The sequence below is a fragment of the Limnohabitans sp. YIMB22184 genome (assembly GCF_048020265.1).
In the GTDB taxonomy this organism is placed as follows: domain Bacteria; phylum Pseudomonadota; class Gammaproteobacteria; order Burkholderiales; family Burkholderiaceae_C; genus Limnohabitans_A.
In genome coordinates, this window is sequence record NZ_CP171843.1 from 2,350,050 (window position 1) to 2,370,194 (window position 20,145).

Below are 20,145 nucleotides of genomic sequence, written 5' to 3' on the forward strand. Positions count from 1 at the left end.
CCTGCCTCAATGCTCTGTCAAGGCACCACCAAAACGACCCAACATCGGGCCAAAGACATACTGCAAAACACTGCGGTGTCCGGTCACGATGGATGCGCTGACTTGCACGCCAGGGCTGAGTTTGTAATTCGTCACCCCATCCGTGAAATTGAGTTGCGAGGGCGCAATACGGACCAAAAAATAAGGCGGCTTCTGCGGCTCGGTGATGGCATCTGAGCTGATGTGCAGCACTTTCCCATCGACAGGTCTGAAGCGCTGCGTGCTGCCACCTTCAAGGCGTAACCGGGCCAATTGACCCACACTGACCAAACCCACCTCACCCGCATTCAATTTGGTTTCAATCACAATACGCTCGTCCCCAGGCACCAGACTGACCACCAAACCACCAGGACTGACCACCCCTCCACGCGTCACGGTATAGAGCGTGAAGACCGTGCCATCTACAGGTGAGCGGATGATGGTTCTGGCCGTGCTGTCTTGAAATTTACCCAATCGTTTCTGCAACTCAGCCAATTGCTTACGGGACTCTTCCAAGTCTTTGCGAAGGTCTTCTGTGTTACCAGACGTGATCGAAGTCAGTCCGGACTGTTCTTGTTTTTGTCCCGCTTCAACACGCCTCAATGCGGCTTGTGATTCGAGAATTTGTCCCGACAGGCTTGAATCTTCTCGGGTCCGTTGCAAAAATTCGTATTGGTTGCCGATGCCTTTGTCCAGCAACTCTTTATCGATTCGCAACTGCTCACGCAAAATTTTGCGCTGTTCAGACAAGTGCGCGATCCGCGCCTTAAGCTCTTGAAACTCTTCCTGTCGCTGCACAATTTTCCATGTCTGTGCATCTCGTGTGGAGCTTGAACGCTCAAGTTGCGTGCGATAAAGCTCTTTCGCTTCATCAATTTCCTTGGGGTAATTATTCAAAAGATCAGCAGGAAATTCAATGGCACCCTTTCGACCAATCACCGCTTCAAGTCGGATGATTTTGATCCTCAAAGCCCCTATGCGGCTGTCGATTTCTTGCTTGTCCGCCTGCGCAGCAATCCCCTCAAGCTCGACCAGCGGATCGCCCTTTTTAACTTTTTGCCCTTCTTTGACATGGATTTCGCGAACGATGCCACCTTCAAGGTGCTGTACTTTTTGAACCTGATCAGCAGGCGCGACTTCACCATAGGCTTGCGTCGCGATATCGAGTTGAAAAAACGCAGCCCAAATCAAAAGGAAAACCACACCGATAGAAAGGTAACGGATAAAACGTCGCTCACTCTTGAGCAAGTGCAAGTCATGGTCGGTCAATTCGCCGAGCGAAGCATTCACTTCACGCGCATCTTCAATGGTTGTGTCTATCGCATTCATCTGGTACCGATCCCCTTATTGAGGTGCCGTTTGGTTCACCACCCGCGGTACGGGTTTAGACGAGAGATCCAGCACAATCGTTGCGGACTTGATGATGAATTCGTCGCGCGTGGCCATGATCACGCTGCATCCTCGGCCCACCAATTCATTGAGGACGGCGGTGATGGCTTGGGCCCCCTTGGTGTCCACACCCTCAAAAGGTTCATCCAGAACCACTACCCGGCCCTCAGTCAGCAAAGCCCGAACCAAAGCCAGTCGTCGGCGAACACCAACAGGCAGGTGAGTGCCAGAGTTGCGTATGGGCGTCTCCAACCCTCTGGGCTGCGCATCCAAGTAACCACCCAAGTCGAGTTTGCGGCACCACCCGAGCAAAACGTCATCAGGCGTATCGGGACGCATGACGGTGAGGTTTTCACGCAAAGTCCCGTCAAAAAATTGTGGCTCCTGCGGCAGATAAACCAACTGCTGACGCCACCATTCCGGAACCAACTGGCGCAAATCCATGCCGTCATACTTGACGTGACCTCGGTCAGGCTCCAGCAAACCCACCAGCAGTTTCAGCATGCTGCTTTTGCCTGCGGCATTGCCACCCACCACAGCCATCACCGCCCCAGCAGGCATTTTCAAGGACAAGGATTCAAACAAGGGCATGGGTTGGCCAGGCCAGGTCAAGGACACATCGACCAACTCTAGAGCGCCCTTCAGCTCGCGAGGGACATGTCCTTGTTGACGCTCAACAGGAATTTTGGCTAACGCATCCAAGCGAGAAAATGCTTGAACAGCGCGCTCAAAAAGTTCTTGGGACTGAGTCAAGCGTGAGAAAGAAGACAAAGAACGACTGGCCAAAATACTCACGCCAATCAAGCTACCGACATCCAATTTTCCAGTCACCACATAGATGGCGCCCACCGCATACACCACAATGGTCATCAAATTGCTGCCAACCACCGTGTAATGTTGTTGCTCGCCTTGTAACGCTTGCAGTTGCGTACGCAAACCCATCATTTGGTCTTGTGCCGCAGCCCAATCGCGCCGAACAATGGGCACGCAGTTGAACATGCGGAGCGTTTCTGCAGCCGATACCAAAAAATGGCTGACGCCGCCCACACGCGCCGAAGCCTCTGTCATCGCCTCGGTCGGTGCACGCATTTGGTTTTGCGCCCTCACGGCCAGCCACCAATAGACGGCAATCACCAGAACCATCACGCCCGCCAACATCGGGCTCAACAAAAATACGGCCACCACATAAAGAACGGCAAAGGGTGCATCCATCACGCCACTAAAGTTCATGGGCGATATGGCTTGCGAGATCGGCCCCAATCCAGCAATCAGTTCTCGCCTCTGCGTGATAGGAATCTGCTCCAGCAACTGGTAATTGGACCCCGCATACGCCACCAAGGCTTTGTCCTGTGCCTTTTCTAGGGCACGGTTACAAACCACTTGCTCGATCTGGCTGCGGGCTTTGCGCAGCATGAACTCCAGCACCAAGGCAATCAATGCGCCTGTGGTCAATGTCACCAAAGTGGCATCGATACCGAAGGAAACGTACCGGTTCATCACCTGCATGCTGTAGAGCGATGACACCAACCCCAAAAAATTGATGAGCAATGTGGCCAAAAATAGCTCGCGCACCAACTTGGCTGGCAAGCCAAGCTTGCCAGCCAATACTTTCAAATTGTCAAACATGGACCCGATTTCCTGATTGGATTACGCGCCCGGAGCGAGTTGAACATGGTGCGCGTTGTCAATGCCTTGCAGCACAGCAATTTCTTGCAAGCCCGTCCCATTGGTGCCGGACGACATGTCCGCATCATAGTAAAGATGGACTTGATTCGAATTGTTCGCTGCAATGGCCACAAAGCCTGCCCCCGTAGCTTGACCCGCTGAAATCGCTGTCTCAATTTCATCGAGATGCCCTGCTACACCGCTTGCAAACTGGAACTCCCCCGTCACGTTGATGCGCACAAAGTCAGGGTCACCATTGGCCGTGCTCAAGCTGGCCAAAATGGCGTCCAGCGTTCCAGACAGATCGCTGATCGTGTCAACGGCCAAGTTGCCAAATGCCGTTGACTTGAAGACCACGGTGTCATTGGCACTGAAGTCCATGACCGTATCCATGCCGTAGCTTGGGGCATCGAAGACAAACCTGTCAGCGCCGCCTTGACCAAACATGACATCGTTGCCGGCACCACCTCGCAGCACATCGTCTCCAGCACTGCCATAGAGCACATCAGCGCCAGAGGTTCCGTCATCGTTGATGACCGTGCCATAGACCGGCTCTCCAATCACTGTGAACCCCGCCCCTTGGTCAATGCGAACCACAAAGGATTCGTCAGCTTCAAAGGCGGCGTCATGCTGGATGTTCAGAGTCACCAACTGCGAAGTAACGTTGGCGGCAAAAGTGACGGCCATGCTGCTGACGGCAAAATCGTCGCCCGAAACGGGGTCAGTCGCACCACCACTGACCGACAGGTTCAAGCTGGTCACCTGATCGAGTCGACCGGTCCTGAAAACCTCAACCACGAAAGGCGTCTGACCGTTGATCTGACTGCCCTCCAGTGCTTGCGATCGCGCCGCGCTCACCCACACACCCACGTCTTCGTCGGTGACAGCGGCATGTGCCACAAACGCGGTCGGATTGAACGAGGCGTTGCCCGAGGTGACTTCAGTCAAGGTCATGCGGAACTGCTCGTCACGCTCAACCAAGGTATCAGCCAGCGCCTGCAAGGTGATCACAGCAGCCGTCGCGTTGGGCGCAAAGGTCACCAGCCCCGACGTGCTCGACAGATCGTCAGAAGATGCAGCACTCTCGCCGTAGCCCGTAGCGACCCAACGCACCACCACCTCGCTGGACAGCGACAAGCCGCTGCCCGTGCGCGTGAGCGCAAACTGCAGGGTGCCACCTTCGGAAGCCAGTTGGGGCGTGGTGTCGATGCCAATGAGCGCATCGTCGTTGACCACGGTCATGGTGGCCGAGCCGTTGCGAATACCGCCCACCGAAGGCTGCGACAGATTCACGCGGAAGGTCTCGTCCGGACCGTACTGCCCATCGCCGTCGACCTGGATCAAGACGGTAGTCGTGGTCTGTCCAGCCGAGAAAGACACTGTGCCACTAGGCAACCCGCCATTGCCCAGGGCATCGGCAGTAGAGAAGTCCTCGGCCATCACTTGAGAAGTGCCCACACCTTCAACGCGCCATTGCACGGTGGAGGCCTGGGCCACATCGCCTTCGCGGGTCAACACGAAACGTGTGGTTGCAGAACTTCCTTCATCGCCCTCGATCACCGAAGCCGCCATGGCTTGGACGGAGACCAAGGTGTCGTCATTGAGGATGACCATGGTGGCCAGGCGTTCATCGAGCAGGTCCGCGCCCGTGGGCTCGGACAAGGTCACGATGAAGCCCTCGTCCATCTCGCCCGCCCGGTCGGCCAGCACCATGACGGTGAGCGTCTGCGTGACCTGGCCGGCGGTGAAGACCACCATGCCGGACGGCATGTAGCCGCCGAAATCCACCGGGTTGACGGACTCTCCGCTGCCCACGCCCGAGACGTCCCAGCGCGCCGTGCTGGCGTCACTGGTGTTGCCCGTGCGGGTGACGGTGAACACGAACGGCGTGTCCGGCCCCTCGGTGTTGCCCTCCAGGGCGCTGGACTGGTTGGCAGTGATGGAAAGCACCGGGTCGTCGTTGACCACCGTGCCTTGGGCAGGACCACCGATCAGCGTGGAACCGAAGGACGGATTGGACAACGTGACACGGAAGTTCTCGGCATATTCACCCACGGCGTCGGCCAGCACACCCACGGTGATGAAGGCCTGCGACTGTCCGTCGGTGAAGCTCACCGTGCCGGTGAGCGCCTGCACCTCAGAGGCCACAGAAAGCGCACGGCCAGGGCCCGGCGAGACTGTCCAGGTCGCGCTGGCGTCACCGATGGCCGAGCCCGTGCGGTCCACGAGGAACACAAAGTCGGTGTAGGCCGTGGCCTGGGCGTTGGTGCCTTCCTGAACCACCGAACCGGCGGTGGCCCAAGCCTCGAGCTGGTCGTCGTCGTTGATGATCAGGCCTGTGGCGGCCGCCACCTCAATCTGGGCATTGCCCGAGGGACTGGATAGCAGCACCTGGAAGGACTCGGACGCCTCAAAGTCACCGTCTGGCCGGGTCACCACCGTGATCCAGGCCACCGATTCGCCGGCGCCGAAGGTGAGCGTGCCAGAGGGCGGCACACCGTCCTGGAAATCGGCGGCATCGGCGGCGCTGCCGCCTGTGCCTGAGACGGCGAAGTCCACCGTGGTCGAGCCTGTGAGCAGGCCCGTGCGCTCCACGCGGAAGGTCATCACGCCGGCAACCGAGTCGCCCTCGTTGGCCTGCGCCGTGACCGCCGCAATGCGCAGATCGATGTCGTTGTTGGCGATGCTGCCGTTGGCGCTTTCCGCACCCGTCTTGACCTGGCTGCCCGCACCGGGGGTGTGAAGCTCGACGACGAAGGCTTCGTCGGGCTCCACGTCCAGATCACCCTGCACCTGCAGGGTCAGCGTCATCTCGAACTGGCCATGGGCGAAGGTCACCACGCCGCTGTCAACCACGAAGTCATCCGGGCCAGCGTCGGCTGCCGAAGCCGCCGCACGAACGCGCCAACCCATGGTCGAGGTGCCGTCCAAACTGCCTTCACGGGTTAGCGTGAAGGTCACCGCCGCTGTGCTGCCAACATCTCCTTCGGCCACCTGGGTGGAGAGGGCGGCGATGCCGATCACATCATCGTCGTTGACGATGGTCGAGGTCACCGTCGGGTCGGTCAGCAGTTCGATGCGTGGCTGACCGTCACCGGCAGGCGCCGCCAGCGTCACGGTGAATCCTTCCTCGTACTCCAGCAGGCTGTCGCCTGCGACCAGGAGGGTGAAGAGCTCGGACGTGGCCTGCCCCTGGGCAAAGGTCACCAGCCCAGTGGGCAAGGTGCCGCCCACGAAGTCGGCACCATCGGCGGCATGCGCGCCCTCACCCGCAACGCTGTAGCCAATCGTGGTGGCATACAGGCTGCCGGTGCGCACCACACGGTAGACATGGCCGGACGAGGTGTCCGACTCCGTGACCGGGGCCGAGACGGCTTCCAGGGACCAGGAAGTCTCGTCCGAGAGGATGGTGTAAGTGGCTTGCGCACGTGCGTCGACCACATCGGCGTCAGCCGAGGGATCGCTCAGCGTGAGCACCAGGTTCTCGTCCAGCTCCAGGGTGGCATCCCCCTGGATCTGCAACGTGATGGTTTGCAAGGTCTCGCCGGGCGAGAAGGTCAGGCGTCCAGACGGCAGCACGCCGCCGAAGTCGGCCGCCTCCAGTCCACCGCCCGCGCTCCAGGACACGCTGCTGGTGGCGCCGGCCACATTGCCCGAACGGATCACGTCGAACACCACGGAGACCAGGCCGGACTGGCCCTCGTACGGGTCGGCCGCGGTCTGGCCGATCTGCGGACCGCTGTCGAACACATGGCGGACCACCAAGAAGGAGGCCTCGTCATCGACGATCAGGCCCGTGGTCACGCTGCTGGCGCCGAACTGCAGGCCGTCGCCAGAGATCGTCACCTGGAAGCCCTCGTTGGCCTCGCCCTCAAGGTCGCCCTTGACGTAAACCGTGAACAGCTGGGAACCCGCGGCGTTGGCAGCAAAGGTGACAGTGCCCGTGGTGGTCACAAAGTCGTTGCCCGAGGCCGCGTCTTCGCCCCTGCCCTCGACCGTCCAGGTCACCACCTGCTGGGCCGAAAGCCGGCCGCTGCGGTCCACCCGGAACACCACGGGCACGTCGGCCGGGGTACTGGACGGGTCGGCTTCGGTGACCGTGGTGCTGCCCACAGCACTCAGGTCAAAGCGGGTGTCGTCGTTGCGCAGCACCAGGTTCTGGGCCGAGCCGGCATTCACCGCAAAGTTAGACGAACTGGTGGACAACGCAACGGTGAAGGTCTCGTCGGCCTCTTGCGTGGCGTCGCCCGCGATGGTGAGCGTGAACTCACGCACGGTCTCACCCGCCGAGAACAGCAAGGTGCCGCTCAGGCCAGTTACGAAGTCGGCCTCCGCGTTCGTGGCCGAGGTCGGTGAGACGGTGTAGTCCACCGAACCGGAGCTGTCGGTGTAGCCGGTGCGCGTGATGCGCAACACCACATCACGGTTGGCACCCGACCCTTCGTCGGCGTCGAGGGCACCGGAGACGCTGCTGAGCGTGAAGAGCGCGTCGTCGTTGACGAGCGTCACGGTCGAGGTGCTTTGGGAACCGATCAAGACCGCACCGCTGGGGCTGGACAACACGGCCGTCAGCGTTTCATCGGCTTCAAGGTTGTTGTCACCGTTCACCTGGATGGTGAAAGTCTGCGCCGTCACATTGGGCGCAAAGGTCAGCATCTGGTTGGGCGGCAGCGTTCCCGAGTAATCGGAGGCATTGAAGCCAGAGCCTCCATTGAGTGCGAACTGCACGGTCGAGGTGCCGGAGAGGTCGCCCACGCGGGTGACGGTGAAGACCACCTCGCCCTCCCCCTCGAGGCGGGACGTCTGATTGACCGCAATGCGGAAGGCCGTGTCGTCATTGATGATCTTGCCCTGTGCCGAACCGACCGCCAGAGTGTCATTGTCGGTGCCTGCGCCCAGGGACAGCTCCACCGAGTAGTCCTCGTCGAACTCATAGCCGCTGTCGTTGACCACTGGCACGGTGACGGTCACCGAGAGCGTGCCCGGTGTGAACGTCACAAAGCCCGAAGGCAGGACACCTCCCGTGAAATCGCTCCCAGTGACCGTGTCGCCCGAGGTGGCAGCTACTTGCCAGCCCACCACCTGGTTCTGATCCGTGGACTGGTTGCGGGTGATGGTGAACGTGTGGACCGCGGACTCCAGGGCTCCTTGGGCCTGGTTCGCCGCAATGGAGAAGGCGGCATCGTCGTTGAGGATGACGCCCGTGCCCGGGTTGGTGACGTACGACTGGTCCTCAATGTTTTGCGCCTGGGTGATCTTGAAGCGGAAGGGCTCACTGGCTTCCGGGTCATTGTCTCCGCGCACTTGCACAGTCACCTGAGCCGAGGACTGGCCAGGTGCGAAGCTGACCGTACCCGTCGTGGCCACGAAATCCTGCAGGCCGGCAAAGCCCGCGCCACCGGCGGTGTCGGCCACCCAGGTGAGCGTGTCAGATTCGTTGGTGTAGCCGGTGCGCGTCACCGTGAAGACGATGTGGGAAGTCGAACCTGCATCGCCCTCGATGACGGTCGCGTTACCGATCACCAGACCGGTGTCATCGTTCACGATGGACACCGTCGGGCTGGCCACGTTGTAGGTGTTCGTCATGGAGCCAGCACCGGTGAGCACATCACCCGTCACGCGCAAGGCAAACGATTCGTCGGCCTCGACCAGCCTGTCCTGCCTGATCAGCAGGGTGATCTGGGCTGCCGTTTGCCCTGAAGTGAAAGTGATTTCCCCCGAGGGAAGCGCATCACCGAGGAAGTCCTGCGCATTGACCGCATGGCCTGGCGCCAGGCCCCAGGTCACCGTGGCCGCCCCACGGTAGCCCGCCGCCCGGACCAAAGAGGCCACGAAGGTCGAATAGATGGTGTTTCCATCGCTGCCTTCCTGAGCAGGCGTCTCCAGCCAATTCCACTGGTAATCGGTGTCGTTGTCGTACACCACACCACTCTCGGAGATGCTGGTCGTCAAGTCCCACTGCCCATTTCGGCGCAGGCGGATGTGCTGGCCCACAGCGTCGGTGGTGCTCTGGATGCTCAAGTTGAAGTTAAACGTCTCGGTAGAGCTTTCCGCCACGAAGTCATCGCTAAAGAAATTGTTCAGTGTGAAAGTGTAGGTCGCCGTGCCATAGTGCTCCGCCTGCGCCGCCAGGGTCAGCGTGCCCGAGGCCCCGGCCCCGAAATCTGCCGAGGAGGTCGTCCCATGGCCAACGGAATAGGACAAAACCACGTTGGTGTCCAAGATGCCGGTACGGGTCAGCGTGATGACCGGTGACTGTTCAGACTCGTAGCGGGCAAACTGGTTGTCGGCATTGACACCCAGGACGACGACGATGTCGTCGTTGAGCACCGTCACCGTGGCCCGGGACGACGACGAGTTCATATCGACATTGGATGGACCGTAGTTGTCGTTTTGGTCCCAAAGATAATCCGTTACCCAGACGCCTGGTGTCAGGTACTGGTGGTAATAAGTGGATGCGTATTTGGCCGTATTGGCGTCGACCAGGCTCATGACCAGCGATGTATCGGCTTCGACCGACAGATCGGCAAGCACACTGAAAGTCACGTTCGCTGTCGTCTGGCCAGCAGAAAAATTGGTGATACCGTACAAGTAATCACGAATGTAATAGGTGTTCGTGACCGTCAGTGCTCCTCCGCCTACAGCGGTCGATAGCACACCATCCTGGCCAGACACTTTCCAACCTACAGTGCTGGCGTAATTGAGGGAGCCCGTGGCCGCGTTGTCTGTCCGTGTGAGCGTGAAGACGATCTTCTGGTCGTTGTTGGTTCCATCCTCATATACCGAGGTCACAGCCGCAGACACGGTCACCAGATCAGACTCGTTATCCAGAATCCATTGATCACCCGTGTAGCCGGGCTGCGCCAGTTCTTGGTCCGGACGCACTTCCGCAACGACCTGGGCCGCGCCCGCGGTGGAGGTGGCGCCGCCCACCACGGAGAAGCTGGCGGTCGCAAACGGCGTGTCGTCCTCGATCAGCAGGAGCGGCAAACCGTTTTCACGGTAGAAGCTGGCGGACGAGGAAGCCGCCACCGTGGCGTTGGCATCCATCGCCTGTTTCAGGCCCGTCAGGATGTTTTCATAGGCGGCGGCCGTGTTTCCGCCCGACAACACGTCGTTGGCGGTCACGGTGTAGGACACCGCCGTCCCATCGACCGTGACATCCACCTGATCGCCGACTGCAAAGCTTCCCGTCAGCTTGTAGAGGGAACCCGTGACGTTGCGGCTGGAGGTGCTGATGTAGGTCGGCAAGACCTCGCGCCAGGTTTCCGTCCAGCTGTCGTCGATGGTCGAGATGGTGATGGTCTTGGTGGTTTCGCCATCCTTGAAGAAAATTTCGCCACTGAGCAGCTTGGTGGCGGCGTCGTAGTTGAAATTCATGCCGTCGGACAGCACGGCCGACTGGATCGCCGAGGCCGAGGAACCGATATCAGAAGAATCCAACTTGTACCAAGTCGCAGAGCTGCTGCTCGACTCGTTGGTGGTCTCGCCACCAGGGTTCATGTTGATGACCCACTGGGCCAGGTCGCTGCCGCGGGCATCACCGGCCCGGGTCACAGTCAGAACGAAGTTGCTGCCCTCCGTGACCGCCGCGCCGGCGGCGATGTCGAAGCGGGTGTCATCGTTCTTGAGAACGACATAGTTGGAGTAGTAGCCGTAGCCTTCATTGACATTGAAGTCACTGCCGGGTGACACCGACGAGAGGTACAGGCGGAACGCCTCGTCGAATTCGCCGACGTCATCGGCCACGGTCAGCACAGTGACGTAAGCCACCGACTGCGTGTCCGTGAAAGTCAGAGTACCCGACAGGAACTGGCCCCCAACGAAATCGGACGGATCCACGTTCTTGTAGCCATTGGCGCCGGCCCCGTTCACCACCCAGTTGACGACCGCCTCGCCACTGGTGCTGATGGTTCGGTTGATTTTGAAGACATGCGCCAGCTGGTTGTTGGGCATCGCCTGGTTGGCGGCCGCGCTGGCCCCGTCGGTGACGCTATCACCCTCATAGACCTCCACCGAGGAGCGGCCCACGGGAAGGTTGTCTACGGAGAAGGTGGCCTCATCACGGCGGATTTCCTGGGCGGACGAACCCACCACTTCGTCCACGCCGGAGACGGCGGTGAGGTTCACCGTGAACCATTCGTCGTCTTCCACGGTGTTGTCCCCGTTGACGACCACGGTGATCTGAATCGCCGTCTCGTTCACGCCGAAGGTCAGGCGCCCACCGAGGGTGCCGGCCACGAAGTCAGCGTCGTTGGCCGGGTCTTCGGATGCACCGGCCTGGTCGTACCCCACCACCGCGTAGTCCACCACGGACACCCGGTCCAAATAACCGGTCCGGGTGACGGTGTAGACGAAGTCTGTCGTGTTCCCGGCAGTTTTTTCTGGCAGGGACAGGTTGCCGACGACGGACACGCGGGTGTCGTCGTCCACGATGGTGCTGGTGGCGGATCCGGCAGCGCCGATGGAGGTGCCATCGGTAGAGCCAGTCAGCCTGAAGGTGAAGCTCTCGTTGCCTTCCAGGCCGTTGTCACCGAACGAGTAAATCGTGAGGGACGCGACGGACTGCCCGGACGCAAAGGACATGGAACCCGAAGGCAGCACGACCTGGGAATTGATGTTCAGGTAGTGATTCGTGCCGTTGCTGAAATCGACACCCGTCAGGTTGGTGTTGCCGGTCTCCGCCTGCCAGTGGACCACCTCGGAGGAATTGAGCGCCCCCGTGCGCGTGATGGTATAGACCAGGGGCGCACCCGTGCCATGCCCTGCATCGCCTTCCAGCACGGTTTCCGTGGCAGTCGAGATGTTGAACTCGGAATCGTCATTGCGCACCAGCACGGTGGCCGAACCGGCATCGGATGACACCTCGGTTCCCAGGCTGGGTGAGCTCAGCTGGATGACGAGGTTTTCATCGGCCTCCTTGATGCTGTCCTGCTTGAGGTTCAGGGTCAGGGTCAGCGAAGATTGTCCAGACGTGAACGTCAGGTTGCCCGAAGGAACGATGCCGTTGTAGAAGTCGTCGGCACCGACGCCGGTGACCGCGTACGAGAACACCGAGTTCTGCAGGTAGTAGCCGACCCGGTCGATCCTGAAGGTGACGGGGTGGCTTTGAATGGCCTGGTTGAGCGTGTCGCCCTCGGTCACATCAGAGTCATCGGCATAGATGGACAGCTGGGCGTCGTCGTTGTCCACCGTCACCTGGGCTTGCGACGCCGCCACATTGAGCGTGGCACCGCCGGTCGGGTTGTTCAGAGAGACCTGAATGACTTCCTGGTCTTCATAGACGGATTCACCCTTGAGCAGCAAGGTGATGTTCTGCGAGGTCTGGCCTTCGGCAAAGGTCACCGCCGCCGTCAGGGGCGAGCCATCAAAGTCGGAGGCATCGACGCCGCTTCCGCTGACGGCATAGGACACCACGCGTTCGCCGCGCAAGGCGCCCGTGCGGGTGAGGGTGAACTCGATATTCTTATTGCCGGAGTTGCCCTCATAAAGGGTCGCCACCTGCCCGGCACCACGGGCGATGGAGAACTGGTCGTCATCGCTCAAGATGACGGCTGTGGCCTGGGTCAAGGTTCCAGTTTCAAGCGTGCCTTGGTTGGGATTAGTCAAGGTGATGACCATGCCCTCGTCCGACTCCATGGTGCTGTCCTGGCTGATGGGCAAGGTCACGACCACGGAAGTCTGGTTGGGCGCGAAGCTGGCCCGGCCGGACGGCATGGCGCTGGTCGAAACAAAGTCGCCGGCGGTGAGCGCATCACTGCCACGGGCCGTGACGGCCCAGTCCACTGCACCCGCGGCGTCCACCTTGCCCACCCGCTGGATGGTGAAGGTGAAGTTGTTCGCGCCTGCAGCTGTGCCTTCGACAACGTCAGAGACCGGAGCCAGCAGGTAATTGGTGTCGTCGTTGGCCACCGTGAAGGTGGCGCTGGCATTGCTCACACCGCCGCTAGAAGGGGTGCCCAAAGTCAGGGTGTAGGGTTCGTCGGCTTCGCCCAGGCGGTCGCCCTGGACCACCAAAGTCACCAGCTGGCTGGTCTGGCCGGCAGTAAAGGTCAGCATGCCCACAGGCAGACTGCCCACGTAGTCGTCTGGCGTCACACCCGCGCCGCCGGTCACGGCGTACGAAATCTCGGTCGTGCCGGACGATGCGCCTGTGCGGAGCACCTGGAACACCAGGGGCACGGTGCTGGACGCACCGCCCTCCTGGACCGTAGCCGAGGTTGCACCGCCGTTGACACGGGCTTCGAACAGCTGGTCGTCGTTGAGCACCACGATGGTGGCCGCCGCATCCACGATGTTGACGGCCCCGCCCTGGGTGACGTTGCGGGCATCCGAGAGGGTCATCACCAGGGCCTCATCAGGCTCCATTGTGGTATCGCCCTGCACAGCGATGGTGATCAGCTTGATGGCCTCGCCGCTGCTGAAAGTCACCTCGGTGGTGCTGCCCAGGCCGCTCACCAGGTCGTCGGCTGTCATGCCCGACGCAGCGCTGAGCGTCCACTTCACCGTGGCCACCTGGTCTGTGGCACCGGCGCGGGTGATGGAGAACACCAGGTCATTGCCCGAGCCCGCGGCCGTGCCATTGAGCAGGGTGCGACCTTCTTCTACGGCCGCAGTCACGGCTTCGACGGAGAAGCCGAAGTCGTCGTTGGTGACCACCCCGCTGACCGTTGTGTTGGCAAACTCGGTGTTGGGCGTGGTGGTGGAGATGGCGATGCTGAAGGTCTCGTCCCGCTCCACGCCGGCGTCGCCGCGCACCAGCACGGTCACCTCGAGGGCGGTTTGGCTGACACCGAAAGTAACACTACCGCTGGGCAGGCCCCCGTTGCCGCCCAGGCGGTCCTGACTCTGCCCGCTTACCAGTTCGAAGTCATTGGGCTTGAGCATCAGGGAGTTCAGGGTCCAGTTCACCACCGTGCCGTCACGCAAGGCGCCCTGGGGATCGCGGGTGACCGTGAAGGTCAGCGGCGTGGTCGTGCCCAAGCCGCCCTCCACCTCTGACAACGAAGTCGCCACAAGGGTCAGGCGGTCGTCGTCGTTGGTGACCAAGGTGCTGGCCGTGGCTTGGCCGGGCAGGATGAAGGAGCCGGCGCTGGCCTGAGACAGGGTGACTGTCATCACCTCATCGGTCTCTAGGCCGGTGTCACCCTTGAGCGGAATGTGGATGTAGGCGCTGGTCGCGTTAACAGCAAACGTCACCGTGCCCGAGGTCGGGGCATTGGCTGTCAGGTCGGCCGCATCCAGCCCGCCGGAGAGCGTCCAGTCCACTGTGCTGACCTTGGAAAGGTCCCCGGTACGCGTAACGGTGAAGCGCACCGCCTGCGATCCCTGGCTGCCCTCGGCGACCGTGGCCGAGTCGGCAGAAAGCGCCAGGCCGCTGTCATCGGACAGCAACTGGACATCGGCCGTGGCCTGCTGGATGTCGGCGTGGCCCGAGGCGTCAAACAGGCGAAGCTGCAGGCCTTCATCGTTTTCAACCGCCTCGTCTTGCACGGACCAAACCGTGATGACCATAGAGGTCTGGTTGGCCGTAAAGGTCAGCTCGCTCGTAGGCAGGACGCCACCGCTGAAGTCACTGGCGTCGGCTGCCAGGCCGGTGCCGCCCAAGCCCAGCACCTCGTACTTGAAGGTGGTTTGCCCGGTCACAATGCCGCTGCGGGTGACCGTGAACTCGTGCGCGACCAGGCCACCAGGCGTGGAGCCTTCCACCTGCGAGGCCCGATTGGCGGCCACAGACAGGCCAGTGTCGTCATTGACGATCACACCCGTGTAGGAGGCAGTACCGACCAAGGTCTGGCCGGGGCCAGCGCCCGTGAGACTGACGTTCAAGTTTTCGTCGGACTCGTTGGAGTAGTCGCCTTCGATGGCAATCGTTAGGAGGTGGCTGCTCTGGCCCTGGGTGAGGGAGACCGTGCCCGACGGCAGGGCTACACCCGGGAAGTCGCCGCCCGCCACGGTCGGACTCTGACCTGCACTGACAGCGTAATCGACCGTGCCCGCACGCAGCGCGCCGCTTCGGCTGATCTCATAGACCAGCGCCCCGCCCTGCCCTGGGCTGCCTTCGTTGACCGAGGCCGTGACCGGCGTGAAGGACACCGCGCTGTCGTCGTTGGTGAGCGTGATCTCATGGCTGACCAGCCCACCCGACTTGAGCACGGAGCCCAGGCTGGTGGCACCCAGGGTCAGGGTGAAGGTTTCGTCGGCTTCCAGCAATCCATCGGCCACCACGTTGAGGGTCAGTAAGGCCACAGAGCTGCCATCGGCGAAGGTGAGTGTCCCAGTCGCTGCGCTTGACAGGTCAGTCGCCAGGTCCACCGGCTGGGTGCCGGTGGCCGTGAGCGACCAAGCCACGGTGTCCGTGCCCACGGTGCTGCCATCGCGCAGCACACGCAGCACCAACGGCTGAGTGCCGCCGTTGCCCTCATCGACCGCGGTCGGCGTTGTCAGCGGATCCAGGTGAATCTCGGAATCGTCGTTGGTCACCGTGCCTGCCTGACTGGCGGTCAGGATCTGCGAGCCCCGGCTGGGGTTGAAGATTTCAAACTGAAAGCCTTCATGGCCCTCAAGCGCCGTGTCGGGCGCCACCTGCAGCGTGATCAGGCGGGTGGCTTCACCGGCGCTGAAGCTGATGGTGCCCGACGGCAACACGGAACCGGTCAAGGCGTTCTGACCGGCGACGAAGTCGTCGCCGGTCAGGGCGTTGGCATCGTCCGCGACAAGACGCCAGTCCACCGTAGACGCGGCCTGGGTCACGCCCTGGCGCTCGACGGCGAACACCAGCTGTGCGCCCTGGGCGTCGCCCTCGGGCAGGCTGGGCGTGACGGCGCGCACCGACAGGCCTATCTCGTCATTGAAGATCAGGCCCTGGGCGGTGCGCTGGGTAAAGTGCATGCCCGCTTCGTTGGCAGCGCTGATGGCCACCTGGAAGAACTCATTGGGCTCATAGTCGGGGTCGGCTGCCACCAGCACGGTGAGCATGGCCGTCGCCTGACCGGCGGTGAACACCAACTCGCCGGCCGGAAAACCCGCGCCGTTGGTGGTCTGACCGATAGCGAAGTCGATGGCATTGGCCGAGGCCGAGCCACCACTCACGCCTTGCACATCCCATTTCACCGTGGCCGCGCGGTCCAGGTACCCCTCGCGGCTGACCTGGAACACAAAGGCATGGCTGCCGCCCTGCACAGAGCCTTCCAGGAAGATGGCATCGACCGCATCGATGCGGTAGGCTGCATCGTCGTCCTGGATCTCGACCGCCTGCGACAAAGGAACCGCAATGGTGGTATTGCGGGTCTCCGCCGTATCGGCAATAGCCAGCCTGAAGAATTCACTGCCCTCAACAAGGCTGTCAGGATCAATGGAAATGGTCACCTGGGCCGAGGTCTCACCTTGGGCAAATGACACCACACCCGAAGGCAACTGCGCGCCACCAGACGCAAAATCACTGGCCGAGGCGGCTGGGTCCAACGTACCAACCGCCTGCACCGACCACAGCAACTCGCGCGCATCCAACGCGCTGTTGGCAGGGCGTGTGACCTGGAACACAAATTGAGCCGCCGAAGCCGAATCGCTGCCTTCGAACTTGAGCGCATCGCCCACAACGGCCACGGAATACGGGGCATCGTCGTTCAAGATCAAACTGCTCGCCTGGCCCTGAGTGTCTTTGATCGCACCGCGTGAAGGATTGGACAGCTCCACCTTCACCGATTCATTGGCACCAAACCAATCATCTCCAGCCACCACCAAGGTGATCTTGGCCGTGGTTTGGCTTCCCGTGAAACTGACAGTGCCGCTGGGCAGTCCAGCATTGGCGAGGGCGTCTTGGCCAGCACCAAAGTCGGCCAGATTGACGTCACTGGAGGGTGAAACACGCCACTGAACTGTGTCACTGCCGGCGCTGGCGGTGTCCCGAGTGACGGTGAAAACCAATGTCTGATGGCTTGTTTCGCCCGCATAACCCTCTGTCGTCGAGGCCTGATCTGCGGCAATCGAAAAATAGACATCGTTGTCCACCACGGTGATGTTCTGCGACGCCTGTCCCAGCTGCATTCCGTGATTGGGGTTGCTGAGCGTCATGGTCGCTTGGGGCGACACGCCTGACGTGTTGACTTGGTTGTTGCCAGGCAACCTCAAGGTGATGTAAACCTCCGTTTGACCGGGGGCGAACTCCACCGTTCCAGCCAAAGGCGGATTGCCCAGATCAACAGCCTCAACACCCGCAAGAGAAATCGTCCAATCGACCGTGCGTGCATTCAAACCTTCGGACCGCACGACACGGAACACCATCAAGGTCTCTTGACCTTGGTCTGTTTCTTGGACACTGGACTCCACGGCACTCACAGACACCGTCATGTCGTCGTTGTAAACCAGCGTGTCATCGCTGGATTTCGTGATCAACGCACCATGAGAAGCGTTGCTCAGCGAAAAAGTCAACGTTTCATCGCCTTCGCTCACATGGTTGTCTGGGTTGACCAGGATTGTGACGTTTCGGCTGGTCTCGCCGGCCGCAAATGTGAGGGTTTGTGCGGGCACTTGTCCACCCACAAAATCATCGGCTGACAGGCCTGTGACCGCAAAGTCAACCGTGCGTGCGGAATTGACGTCACCTGTTTTCGTGACTGTGAAAACAACCGGTGTCGAACCAGCCTGGCTTGTGCCTTCCAGCACAGAAACAGACTGACGATCTACCGCCCAACTGACGTCGTCGTTTTCAATGGTGACCGTGGCTTGGCTGCTGCCCAAAGTAGCACCATGACTTTGTTGACTCAGACTCACAACGAGGTTTTCATGGCCCTCAACCACTGCGTCTCTGGCAATCGTCAGCGTGATCAGCTTGGACGTTTCATTGGCTGCAAATGTCAGATCAAACTCTGGCAGGCTGGACAGATCACCAACAAAATCATTCGTGAGCAATCCACCAGCACTGACTTTGACCGTGCGCTCTGAAGACACGGAACCTGTCTTGGTCACCTCAAAGACAACCGCTGTGTTTCCTGCCGACGTGCCTTCCAACACTTGCGCCAACTGCCCAGTGGCAAGGGCAATATCAAACTGCACATCGTCGTTTTCGATGACGACAGTGGCCGTACGCGTGCCGACCGTCGAGGAATCACTCTCATCACTCAATGACAAGACCAAGGATTCATGGGCCTCAACTGTGTCATCTTGTTTGACCCACACCGTGACTTGTTGCTCGCTCTGTCCGGGACTGAAAGTCAAGACCACATCGGGAATGACATTGCCATCAAAATCCGTCGCATCCAGCCCACTGGCCGTGACCCGCACCGTCCGGTCGGTCGTCACGTCACCATGTTTGGACACCGAAAAGACCACTGGCGTCAAACCTACGTTGTCCGTGCCTTCAAGCAATGGTGCGCTGGATCCGGTGACAGGCGCAATATCGAAACGCACGTCGTCGTTCTCAATGACCACGGTCGCTTGCGCATTGACAATCAATGCAGGATAAGGCGCGTCTGTCAGCTTCAAAATCAGATTTTCATTGGCCTCTATCGTTTGATCAGGCTGCACTGCCAAAGTGACCCATGCCTGACTCTGACCTGCTGAAAAGCTGACACGTCCAGATGGCAAGCCACCCACGAAATCATTGGCCTGCAAGGCCGAGGCTGAGCTTGTCGCGTAATCCACCCAAGATGCGGCGTCGAGATGACCGGTGCGTGTGATCAAAAATACCACGGGTACGCCACCACCCGCACTGGTCTCGGCCACCACGGGGGCCTGATCGAGCGCACGGGACACGTCGTACTGGTAGTCATCGTTCAAGACGGTTGTGGTGGCTGCGGTCACCAAACCCAGACGGGCATTGACGGCATCCTTGATTTCTACCTCAATGGGACGGTCCGCACCCACGACACGGTTGGATGCAATGCGGATCACGATTTCTATCGAGTCCACCCGAGGTTGAAATACCAACTCACCATTCGAGAAAGCATCCACCAATGCCATGTCGTCATCATTGAGACCTGTCGCGGTCCATTTGACTCGGTCAATTTCGGACAAATCACCGGTGCGGGTGACTTTGTACCGGAGCTCGATAAAGCCTTCATGGCCTTCAGACACGGAGGGGGCCAAAGCCTCGATGTCCAGAAACGGCGGAACGCGGATGGGTGCCGGCTCCGACTTGGGCCCAGTGCCTGCTGCTTCCAGCGGTGGCTTGTTTTCAGCAACCGGCAAGGGCACAGAGCCTCCACCGACTTGGTTACCACTGGCCTTGACCGTACCAATCTGATTGACCGCAGACTGAACCGTGCCAGGATCACCACCACCTGCAGAAGTGGGACGAAGATCGAAACGGTCCATCATGGCGGTGACCAAGCCGCCACCCGAGGCCACTTTTTGCTCAAGATAAGGCGCAATCATCCCTGTCAGGTTGATCGAGCCACCTGAGTCAACCCCCACGTTTGAACTGATCACCCGGCTGAAACCACCCAAAGCAGAGGAACCGACACCCGCTCCAGCATCCACTGTCGAAGGCCCCTGGGCAAGTGTCTCCTGGGGCACGCCTACAACGGACGAACCAGCTGTCGCGACCGAGTTGGCTTGCACCAGTTGTGTTGGCGCTGCCAATGGATCTAATGGGGCCAACGGGTTGACACCAGGCGCCGCCAGAGCAGCCGCAGTCGCATTCGCAGCAGGGGTGGGCTGAACCGCTGACGGATTGGTACCAGATGCTTGCGCCGCTCCCGCTTGTGCAGCCGTTGCAGAGGCAGTGCCCGCCAACGTCGATGGCACAGTCGGCAAATTTTGAACACGCGCACCCAACTCTTCACGCACCTGCACGGCCAACGCATCGGCCTGCTGTTCACTCATGCCCTTATTGATAGCGTCTTGCCTGGCTTGCTCCACGGCCTCTTTGACAGCATCCTGAACCGACTTGCCCATACTCAGCGCCGAAGTGAACGACGCTTGCGCCGCTTTTGCCGCTTCGCTGGACACACTGCTGGAAGAGGTCTCCGCGGAGGGCGGCACATTGGCCTGGGCCAGGACAACAGGTTCTGCCGACAAACTGGAATTGGACGCTTGATTGAATTCAGACATTGGGAACTCCCAAGAGGGGCG

3 protein-coding genes are annotated in these 20,145 nt (G+C 60.5%); all 3 read right to left on the reverse strand.

All coding sequences use genetic code 11. The annotated features are described in order from the left end of the window. Positions 1-6: 6 nt before the first annotated feature. From ACHEXL_RS10810 to ACHEXL_RS10820, 3 genes are read right to left on the reverse strand one after another with little or no spacing between them, the layout of a single operon-like run. Positions 7-1,347 (reverse strand): HlyD family type I secretion periplasmic adaptor subunit, encoded by a 1,341-nt coding sequence (locus ACHEXL_RS10810; RefSeq protein ID WP_416559460.1) that lies wholly within the window; start codon positions 1,345-1,347, stop codon positions 7-9. Positions 1,348-1,362: 15 nt separating this feature from the next. Then, entirely contained in the window at positions 1,363-3,033 is a 1,671-nt protein-coding gene (locus tag ACHEXL_RS10815) for an ATP-binding cassette domain-containing protein (protein WP_416559461.1), read from the reverse strand. A 21-nt stretch (positions 3,034-3,054) separates the two neighbouring features. Next, positions 3,055-20,124, reverse strand: coding sequence for a Calx-beta domain-containing protein (locus ACHEXL_RS10820; protein WP_416559462.1), 17,070 nt, complete (start codon positions 20,122-20,124; stop codon positions 3,055-3,057). Positions 20,125-20,145: the final 21 nt, after the last annotated feature.